The organism is Candidatus Palibaumannia cicadellinicola (assembly GCF_002855795.1).
Classification (GTDB): domain Bacteria; phylum Pseudomonadota; class Gammaproteobacteria; order Enterobacterales; family Enterobacteriaceae; genus Baumannia; species Baumannia cicadellinicola_C.
On the sequence record NZ_NJPO01000019.1, the window covers coordinates 1 to 9,508 of the forward strand.

The 9,508-nt window shown below is 42.7% G+C and carries 7 protein-coding genes and 2 pseudogenes; 5 read left to right on the plus strand and 4 right to left on the minus strand.

What is annotated here, in order from left to right:
* Positions 1 to 121: 121 nt before the first annotated feature.
* From ptsI to cysK, 3 genes are all read right to left on the minus strand, one after another.
* A complete protein-coding gene (gene ptsI / locus CEX73_RS00345) occupies positions 122 to 1,834 on the minus strand; it encodes a phosphoenolpyruvate-protein phosphotransferase PtsI (protein ID WP_101626666.1) in 1,713 nt (570 codons plus the stop codon).
* A gap of 54 nt (positions 1,835 to 1,888) precedes the next feature.
* Complete coding sequence (gene ptsH, locus CEX73_RS00350; RefSeq protein ID WP_101626667.1) at positions 1,889 to 2,146, minus strand: phosphocarrier protein Hpr; 258 nt, start codon at positions 2,144 to 2,146, stop codon at positions 1,889 to 1,891.
* Between the two features lie 231 nt (positions 2,147 to 2,377).
* Positions 2,378 to 3,343 (minus strand): cysteine synthase A, encoded by a 966-nt coding sequence (gene cysK, locus CEX73_RS00355; protein ID WP_101626668.1) that lies wholly within the window; start codon positions 3,341 to 3,343, stop codon positions 2,378 to 2,380.
* Between the two features lie 324 nt (positions 3,344 to 3,667).
* Between cysK and CEX73_RS00360 the strand changes: the two are divergent.
* Together CEX73_RS00360 and ligA are read left to right on the plus strand one after the other, a co-directional pair.
* Positions 3,668 to 3,996: pseudogene (locus CEX73_RS00360) on the plus strand (cell division protein ZipA C-terminal FtsZ-binding domain-containing protein); the annotation flags it as partial.
* Between the two features lie 49 nt (positions 3,997 to 4,045).
* A complete protein-coding gene (gene ligA, locus CEX73_RS00365; RefSeq protein WP_101626669.1) occupies positions 4,046 to 6,100 on the plus strand; it encodes an NAD-dependent DNA ligase LigA in 2,055 nt (684 codons plus the stop codon).
* Here the strand turns inward: ligA and ubiF are convergent.
* On the minus strand, positions 6,089 to 7,285 hold the full coding sequence (gene ubiF, locus CEX73_RS00370) for a 3-demethoxyubiquinol 3-hydroxylase (RefSeq protein ID WP_101626670.1): 1,197 nt from the start codon (positions 7,283 to 7,285) through the stop codon (positions 6,089 to 6,091). The genes ligA and ubiF overlap by 12 nt on opposite strands.
* A gap of 99 nt (positions 7,286 to 7,384) precedes the next feature.
* On the opposite strand from ubiF, the gene miaB reads away from it, so the two are divergent.
* The 3 genes and pseudogenes from miaB to lnt form a co-directional block, all read left to right on the plus strand.
* A complete protein-coding gene (gene miaB / locus CEX73_RS00375; RefSeq protein ID WP_101626671.1) occupies positions 7,385 to 8,722 on the plus strand; it encodes a tRNA (N6-isopentenyl adenosine(37)-C2)-methylthiotransferase MiaB in 1,338 nt (445 codons plus the stop codon).
* Between the two features lie 39 nt (positions 8,723 to 8,761).
* Positions 8,762 to 9,220 carry an rRNA maturation RNase YbeY gene (gene ybeY / locus CEX73_RS00380; RefSeq protein ID WP_101626672.1) on the plus strand — a complete coding sequence of 153 codons (459 nt, stop codon included), beginning with the start codon at positions 8,762 to 8,764 and terminating at the stop codon, positions 9,218 to 9,220.
* Between the two features lie 107 nt (positions 9,221 to 9,327).
* Positions 9,328 to 9,508: pseudogene (gene lnt, locus CEX73_RS03485) on the plus strand (apolipoprotein N-acyltransferase); the annotation flags it as partial.

Consider the following 9,508-nt stretch of genomic DNA (forward strand, 5'->3'; position numbering starts at 1 on the left):
AAGATATTTATTAACTAATACCAATCTCATACATAGTCAGTAATCGCTGATTATGTTATTTGTTTGTATAAAATAACTTCAATATTCAGAACATCTCTTACCCTCAGTGTCTTTCTATTTTTTAGTTAAGAAACTTATTGACTAGATTAATAACATCTTCGGCGGTTGGTTGAGCTAATGCTTCTTCTGCTAATAATTTTGCTTTCATAAAACTTGTGTTACGTATAATTTTTTTTATACGCGGAAGTGAAATAGCACTCATGCTGAATTCATCAAGTCCCATTCCTAATAACAGTAATGTAGCACGTTCATCTCCAGCTAGCTCGCCACACATACCGGTCCATTTTCCTTCTGCATGAGATGCGTCGATAACTTCTTTAATTAATGTTAATACAGCCGGAGACATCGGATTATAAAGATGAGAAATTAACTTGTTACCGCGATCTACGGCAAGAGTATACTGCGTTAAGTCATTTGTTCCAATACTAAAAAAGTCTACTTCCTTGGATAGATGACTAGCTATCACAGCAGCTGCTGGGGTTTCTACCATAACGCCAACTTTGATATCCTCGTCAAACTTCTTATTCTCTTTATGCAATTGCTCCTTTAGCATATCTAACTCAAGCTTTAGAGTACGCACTTCTTCTACTGAAATAATCATAGGATACATGATACGCAACTTGCCAAATGCCGACGCTCGAAGAATCGCGCGCAATTGAGCATGCAATATCTCCTTACGATCGAGACTAATACGGATCGCTCGCCAACCGAGGAACGGATTGTCTTCTTTCGGTAGGTGCATATAAGGCAGATCTTTGTCGCCACCGATATCCAGCGTTCGTGCGATAACCGAACCGGTAGGCATCGACTTTACTACTGTTTTATAAACCTGGAATTGCTCTTCTTCGCTTGGCAGAGAATCGCGGTTCATAAATAAAAACTCGGTGCGATAAAGGCCGATACCTTCTGCACCATTACGCTCCGCACCAGCTACTTCGCGTATGGTCCCAATGTTAGCGCAAAGTTCTACTTGGTGCCCGTCTATGGTAATTGCTGGGAGATCTTTGATCTTAGCTAGCTCATTTTTCTCAGCAACATACTGGCTTTGCCGCGTTTTTAGTTTTTCCACTCTCCCCGGCTCTGGATTAATATAAAGATAGTTGTGAATGGCATCGAGAATCAAGTAGTCACCGTTGTTGACCATTTTGGTCACATTGCTGGTGCCGACTATTGCCGGCAATTCTAGTGAGCGAGCCATAATAGAAGTATGCGACGTCTGACCCCCGAGATCAGTAACAAAACCTAGTACTTTATCTAAATTGAGCTGCGCGGTCTCCGATGGCGTAAGATCTACAGCTACTAGCACTACTTCTTCGTTAATGGCACTCAAATCAATGATAGGCATGCTGAGAATATTACGTAGCAGACGTTTGCCAACGTCACGCACATCGGTAACACGTTCTTTAAGATATTCATCGTCTAGTTTTTCGAGCGTCTGAGCTTGGGTTTCAATAACAGAGTAAACAGCTGCATCGGCGCTCATGAGATCTTCTTTGATAAGAGCTATGATGTCCTGCTCAAATTCTTCGTCTTCTAATAATGAAATATGTCCTTCAAATATAGCTTCCTTTTCTTTACCGAAGGTTGCGCCAGCTTTCTTTTTAATCGTTTCCAACTGTGCGGCCGCTTTAGTGCGTCCAGCGATAAAACGTTCTATTTCTTGTTCAACCTGGCGGGTAGTAATATTTTTCCTGTTGATGACAATATCATCTTCCTTTAAGAGTAGCGCTTTACCAAAGGCAATGCCTGGTGATGCTAATATACCTGAAATCATAACCCTACCTTATTAGTTACACATGTTAACTAAAAATAACGTGCCTTGTATGTCTTACACAAGCTCTGCCATTAGTTTAACTAAATGTTCTACTGCTGTTTTTTCGTCTTCGCCTTTAGCGGTAATCGTGATGATTGTGCCTTGCGTGAGGCCTAGGGTTTGAAGTTTAAACAGGCTTTTAGCACTGACGCTTTTACCATTAGAGGTTACGGTAATTTCAGAATTAAAGCCTTTAGCTTCCTTGACAAACTGGGTGGCAGGCCTGGTATGTAAACCGTTGGGAGCGGTAATCATAACTTCTTGTTGGTACATTTTATTTCCCCAACTTATTAGATGATATTAGTATCATGGTGCTAAAGTTTAGCCTAAAAAGTTTACTTTAGCCTATATAATTATAATTAAGAACAAGTCTTGTAGTCGCTATGATAAATAATTTAAAACATTATTTATAACTAACTCAAAAATAAATGTGATTGATCACATCATATTAACTACAAAAAAGCACCCATTCGGGTGCTTTTCATTAAGCTAGCTATGGTAGCTTCATTGCAATTCTGTTGAAGTAAAGAGATCTGCGAATAGAACGGTGCTAAGGTAACGTTCACCGGAAGAAGGTAAGATAACCACGATATTTTTATTGGCTAAATGTTTTTCTTCTTGTAATTTAAGCGCAGCTGCAACTGCAGCACCAGAGGAAATCCCAGCTAGGATACCTTCCTCTTCCATTAAACGGGGGGCGGTGTGGATCGCTTTTTCATTAGTAATTTTTTCTACACGATCAATGATACTGAGATCTAAGTTATCAGGAATGAAACCGGCACCAATACCCTGAATTTTATGTGGTCCTGGTGTGATCTCTTCTCCAGCCAGTGCCTGGCTAATAACTGGCGAATCGCTAGGTTCTACTGCTACAGCGATGACATTCTTGTTCTGGGTGCGCTTAAGATAACGGCCTACACCAGTAATCGTGCCGCCGGTGCCAACGCCAGCGATAAAAATATCTACTTCTCCATCAGTGTCATGCCATATTTCAGGGCCAGTGGTATGCTCGTGAATCTCAGGGTTAGCTGGATTACTAAACTGCTGCAGCATCAGGTAACGTTTGGGATCTGTGAAAACAATATCTTCTGCTTTAGCGATGGCGCCCTTCATCCCTTTTTGTCCGTTGGTCAGCACTAAGTTCGCTCCTAGTGCTTTTAGCAGCTTGCGCCGCTCAATGCTCATTGTTTCTGGCATAGTTAAAGTAAGCTTATATTTACGTGCTGCCGCCACATAGGCTAATGCAATGCCGGTATTACCGCTGGTAGGTTCCACGAGTTCTATACCAGGTTTGAGCACACCACGTTTCTCAGCATCCCAGATCATGTTAGCGCCAATGCGGCACTTAATGCTACAACTTGGGTTACGGGATTCCACTTTTGCTAGAATACGACCATTGCCAATACGGTTTAAACGGACAAGAGGGGTATAGCCGATCGTCAGCGAATTGTCTTCGTAAATTTTGCTCATGGCCAGTCTTAGTCCTATTAGAGGAATAATTACAGTATCAGTATACTATTTCAGTATATCGCTCAAAGTAAAATAATCATCTATCGATATGTTATTAAGAAATAAGTTTTTCACAGAAGATTTGCTATGTTGGGTATATTCCTATTTACTAGTAAGAATAAATACTTTGTACTGTCGACTTGTACTTATCGGCGCGGGCAAAGTTTGCAACTTTAGCAAGCAAATGTCACATAGCTACCTATAACAACACTGTTATATGCTATGAATACTTAAAAAGTGTGTTACAGGCTAGATTAGAATTTAGTTAGTACTACCTACGGCGATCCTGTACTATTTAGTTTAGCAAATATAATCAAAACTGGTTGGTTTAATACGGATAACATAGCAGCTTGGCTTTTACCACTACTATCACTCCTAGCGTCTCTATGTTCATGATGGTACCATCCTACAGTGATGTCCGTCATCACTTCAAACTGATGTTATAATCTGCCCAGCAGATTGCCGATGATTGCTGCATCGTTGTATTAGTTATATTAGATGATCAGCGTGGTATGTTAACTAAGCACCAATTTAATGTATATCTAGCACGTATCCGTAATGTGCTAGAGGTTAATACGCTACCGGTTGGCAAAGTTGGCAAATTAGCCAAATAGTTTAATTCCTTAGCTCATATCTTTTTTTACTGCTAGAAGACCATTCTCCATGAAACAGATCGAACAATACATTCAGCAATTGCGTGAACAGCTACGTTATTGGGATTTCTTATATTATCTAGAAGACGCCCCGGAAGTGTCTGATGTCGAATATGACTGGGTTATGACGCAACTACGCGAACTAGAAAGGCAACGGCCTGATCTCCTAACAGCCGATTCTCCCACACAATGCGTTGGTGGACAAGCACAAAGCAGCTTCCACCAAGTACGTCACGAGGTGCCTATGTTATCACTCAATAAAATATTCGAAGATACCGATTTCCTGGCTTTCGATCATCGGGTGCGCGACAAACTCAAGCATAACGATGCTCTTACTTATTGCTGTGAACTAAAACTAGACGGACTAGCTGTCAGTTTGCTGTATCACAATGGTGAGCTAGTACGAGCTGCGACTCGCGGAGATGGCACTATAGGTGAGGACGTAACTACTAATGTGCGCACTATACGTACTATTCCGTTGCGGTTGAAAGATGATGGTAATCTGCCACGTAGAATTGAGATTCGTGGTGAGGTTTTTATGTCCGAAGCCAGTTTTCTACGTCTGAATGAGATAGCAAAACGGGAAAAAGGTAAAATGTTCGCTAATCCACGTAACGCAGCGGCTGGCTCTTTACGACAAATAGATCCTGCTATTACCGCGACACGATCACTCAACTTTTTGTGTTATGGAGTAGGACTATTAGAGGGAGAGGGAAAAGAACTACCGGGAGGTCATTGGGAACTTTTACAGCAGTTTAAAGTATGGGGCTTGCCGGTTAGTGATCGTATCCGCCGTTGTGCAGGCCACAATGAGGTTTTCGGGTTTTATCACCAGGTGCATAAGGCTAGGCCGGTACTAGGTTTTAATATCGACGGCATCGTGATTAAGGTAAATTCTTTAGTACAGCAGCAGCAGCTTGGCTTTATCGCTCGGGCGCCGCGCTGGGCCATTGCTTATAAATTACCTACGAAGGAGCAACTGACCCGGGTGACAAATGTTGAGTTCCAGGTCGGTCGTACTGGAAGAGTGACGCCAGTAGCACGGCTAGAGCCAGTTTTAGTTGCTGGTGCTCGAGTTAGTAACGCTAGCCTACATAATTGTGATGAAATTAAACGCCTTGGATTGATGATCGGCGATACGGTAGTGATTCGTCGCGCCGGTCACGTGATACCGCAGATTATCAACGTAGTGGCAGCACAACGGTCTACGGACGCACGTCCAGTGAAATTTCCTAGGTATTGTCCGGTATGCGGCTCCGAAGTTGAGCAAGTAAAAGGGGAGAAGATTATTCGCTGTATCGCGGGTCTAGTCTGCGATGCGCAACGTAAGGAGATGCTTAAACACTTTGTTTCCCATCGTGCTATGAATATCTACGGTATGGGAAGTAAAATTATCGATCAACTTGTCGATTGTAAACTAGTGCAAACACCGGCTGATTTATTCCGGCTAAACAAAGAGAGAGTGACCAGTTTAGATCGTATGGGACAAAAGACAGCGGAAAAATTGCTCGATGCACTAGAACGTGCTAAACAAACTACTTTCGCCCGTTTTATTTATGCGCTTGGCATTCGCGAAGTAGGAGAGGCAAAAGCAGCTAATTTGGCAATGTATTACCAAAATATGGTGGCGCTAATGATGGCAGATATGCCATCACTAACTGCTATTCAGGATATCGGAATAATTGTTGCTACTCATGTGCGAAAATTTTTTCATCAAAAACATAATATCGCGGTGATCAATGAGTTATTAAGCCCAGATATTGGCATCAAATGGCCGTATCCACGAACTATTCATGCCAATCTATGTGATAGATTTGATAGAAAAACTATTGTGCTGACCGGTTCTCTCACTACCTTATCACGGGAAGAAATTAAGGGTAAGCTAGTAGCACTAGGTGCCAGGATTAGTGGGAGCGTATCTGCTCAAACCGACGTGTTGATTGCTGGCAAAGCTCCTGGCTTCAAGCTGACTAAAGCACAGCAACTAAACATTCCGATTATGGAAGAGGCTGAACTACTTCAAGTTCTAGGGGCAGTAGTCAAACAGGATACTTCACATACCTAAAACGTATTTCAGTACCCATAGTTTCATACTACCTGCGCGCTGCGCTAACATCAGACCAATATTGCGCGCTAGCTTCAACGGTGGTAGGTCATTACTAAAGGTCGTATAAAAAATATCCATCACTGTTTGCATCAGTAAATTGTTGCCGCGGCGTTGATGCTGATAACGCCTGAGTACCTGCAGACTATCCCAACACTCACCATATTCTCTGGCGCTGATTAAAACCTCTGCTAGCGCTCGAGCATCACGTAAGCCCAGATTCACTCCTTGTCCCCCCAAGGGGTGAATAGTATGTGCAGCATCGCCGATCAGCGCTAAGCCAGGTTTAACGTAATAGTGCGCGTGACTACGCGTTAATGGAAATGAAGCTGCGTTGTGCAGCTTTATAGTACCCAGACGCGCCGGAAAAGCGGTCAGAACCTCACATGTTAATGACGGTAATGTTAATTGTTGTAGCTGCTGGATACGTAATGCACTATCATACCATACTAGGGATGCCCACTGATCATACAACGGCAAAAACGCTCGTGGCCCAGTTGGGGTTAACATCTGCCAGGTAGAGTTATGTTGGTCGTCTTTCACTTTTATCTCGACGTTTAGCAGCATGCAAGACTGTCGATATTGCCAGCCGCTGATTGCGATGCCTGCTTGCTGCCTGACCTGCGAATTGGCACCATCGGCCCCCACCAGCAAACGGTTGGTAACTTCGCTGCCGTCATCTAGCATTAACCGCCAGCTGTGGCCGTCACAGTCATACTGCATTTCCTGAAGTACTGCCGGACAGCGCAGCTTAAGCTTGTCACAGCAGGATAATCTCTGCCACAATGCTTGCTGTAGCCGCCTATTTTCCACCATAAAACCAAGCTCAGGCAAATTAAGAGATGCTGCATCAAATACTACTTCTGACGACTGACATTCCCATATAGATAACCGGCGATAGGGAACACAAAAATTATCGCCTATGTTTTGCCATACTTGTAGACCGCGTAATAATTCCACTGAGGTACAATTAATAGCCGATACTCGAATATCTGGCTCAGCTTCGTTTTTCGCTTTAGCTAAAGGGAGAGAGTCTATAACCATAACACTAAAACCAGCTTTTGCTAAAGTGATTGCCAAAGTAGCCCCGACCATTCCCCCGCCTACAACGACTACATCATGGTACTCTTTTTTAAATATTGCCATTTGAACCCCTATTATACGTGGTATACTTATGACTATATCTCAAAACTCACCCTGCACGAGCTTTCAGCTGGTTTTACTATACCGAGTAAGAGTAAGCTAATGAAACAAAAACTACATATTAAAACTTGTGGCTGTCAGATGAATGAGTATGATTCATCAAAGATAGCTGACTTATTAGATAGTACTCATAAGTATCATTTGACCGATCTCGCCGAAGAAGCTGATGTTTTGTTACTTAATACCTGTTCGATCAGGGAAAAAGCCCAGGAAAAAGTTTTCCACCAATTGGGCCGCTGGAGAATACTGAAGGAAACTAATCCATATTTAATTATCGGAGTAGGCGGTTGCGTAGCTTCGCAGGAAGGATCTCGCATACGCGACCGCGCTAATTATGTAGATATTATCTTTGGGCCGCAGACTTTGCACCGACTGCCGGACATGATTAACTATGTGCGTAATACTCGTAGTCCAGTTGTGGATATTAGTTTCCCTGAAATAGAAAAGTTTGACCGTCTGCCTGAACCACGCGCAAAAGGCCCCACAGCATTTGTCTCTATTATGGAAGGCTGTAATAAATACTGCAGCTTCTGTGTGGTACCTTATACTCGCGGCGAAGAAGTTAGTAGGCCGTGCCAAGATATTCTGTTAGAAATAACTAAACTGGCAGATCAGAATGTTCGTGAAATTCATTTACTCGGGCAGAATGTCAATGCCTATTGTGGTACACGCGACAGCGGCGCAATCTGCACTTTTGCTGAATTACTACGGCTGGTAGCGGCCATTAGGGGGATAGATCGCATCCGTTTTACGACCAGCCATCCGATTGAATTTACCGATGATCTTATCGATGTCTACCGAGATACTCCGGAACTAGTAAGCTTCGTTCATCTTCCAGTGCAAAGTGGTTCAGATCGTATTTTAACCATGATGAAACGCGCCCATACCGCACTAGAGTATAAATCGATTATTCGTAAGCTGCATAAGGCGCGACCGTCCATTCAAATTAGTTCAGATTTTATTGTCGGTTTTCCAGGTGAAACGCAGGAAGATTTCGAGCAGACTATGAATCTTATCTCAGAAGTAAATTTTGATATGAGCTTCAGCTTTATTTACTCCGCCCGTCCGGGTACCCCAGCCGCTAATATGGTGGACCCAGTTAGTAAGGAAGAAAAAAAGCAGCGGCTATATCTTTTGCAAGAGCGTATTCGCCAGCAGGCGATGCAGTTCAGCAGCGCTATGAAAGGCACAGTACAGCGTATTTTGGTGGAAGGTACTTCACGCAAAAATGTAATGAACCTATCAGGCCGTACCGAAAATAACCGTGTAGTAAACTTTGTAGGTAACCTTGAGATGATAGGAAAATTCGTTGATGTAGAAATTGTTGATGTTTATCCTAACTCTCTGCGCGGTGTCTTCAGATCTGATGTTCCCTGCTAGTTAGCTAAAAGCTATGTAAAGGAGATAACATCTACATCTATGAGCAGGATTATGTTAGATTTACAACTGGCCTGTTATGATAAGTGTAATTTGCCGCCGGAGAAAGCTTTCATGCGTTGGTTGCAAGGAGTATTACCACTGTTTCGTGATCAAGCTGAAGTAACGATTAGACTGGTTGACGAGGCAGAAAGCTCTCATTTGAACAAGACTTATCGAGGTAAAAATTACCCTACCAACGTACTTTCCTTTCCTTTCGAGGCTCTACCAGAAGTAGAGCTGTTACTACTAGGTGATATCGTGATCTGCCGACAAGTAGTGGAACGAGAAGCGCAGGAGCAAAATAAAATACCTGAAGCTTATTGGGCGCATATGGTGATTCATGGATCACTGCATTTACTAGGGTATAATCATTTCCGAGAAGAAGAAGCAAAGAAGATGGAAAAGCTAGAAACAGAAATAATGCAGAAGCTTGGCTATTCAGATCCCTATCTTGCTTAAAATTATGCGTAATGATTAGCATAGTAACGGACATACTATAAACTGATAATTTTATATCACCTTATGGTGATATAGTTATAGACATCTTCGTGCAAACCAAGTACCAAATCACTATCACCTCTATTTTAAAACGCTACTGGATTCTGACTATCCCGCTACTTACAGGTGGGTGTGGTACCCTAGCATTTTCGCCGTATAATTTTTGGCCGGCAGCTATTATGTCCCTGACAGGCTTGTTGGTTGTCACGCTAAATCGCGTAGTACGGCAGGCCGCTTTACTAGGTTTTA

What these genes read in the sequence shown, in the direction of transcription:
- ptsI (WP_101626666.1), bottom strand. Translation starts at nt 1,834, where the DNA reads ATGATTTCAGGTATATTAGCATCACCAGGCATTGCCTTTGGTAAAGCG.
- ptsH (WP_101626667.1), bottom strand. Translation starts at nt 2,146, where the DNA reads ATGTACCAACAAGAAGTTATGATTACCGCTCCCAACGGTTTACATACC.
- cysK (WP_101626668.1), bottom strand. Translation starts at nt 3,343, where the DNA reads ATGAGCAAAATTTACGAAGACAATTCGCTGACGATCGGCTATACCCCT.
- ligA (WP_101626669.1), top strand. Translation starts at nt 4,046, where the DNA reads ATGAAACAGATCGAACAATACATTCAGCAATTGCGTGAACAGCTACGT.
- ubiF (WP_101626670.1), bottom strand. Translation starts at nt 7,285, where the DNA reads ATGGCAATATTTAAAAAAGAGTACCATGATGTAGTCGTTGTAGGCGGG.
- miaB (WP_101626671.1), top strand. Translation starts at nt 7,385, where the DNA reads ATGAAACAAAAACTACATATTAAAACTTGTGGCTGTCAGATGAATGAG.
- ybeY (WP_101626672.1), top strand. Translation starts at nt 8,762, where the DNA reads ATGAGCAGGATTATGTTAGATTTACAACTGGCCTGTTATGATAAGTGT.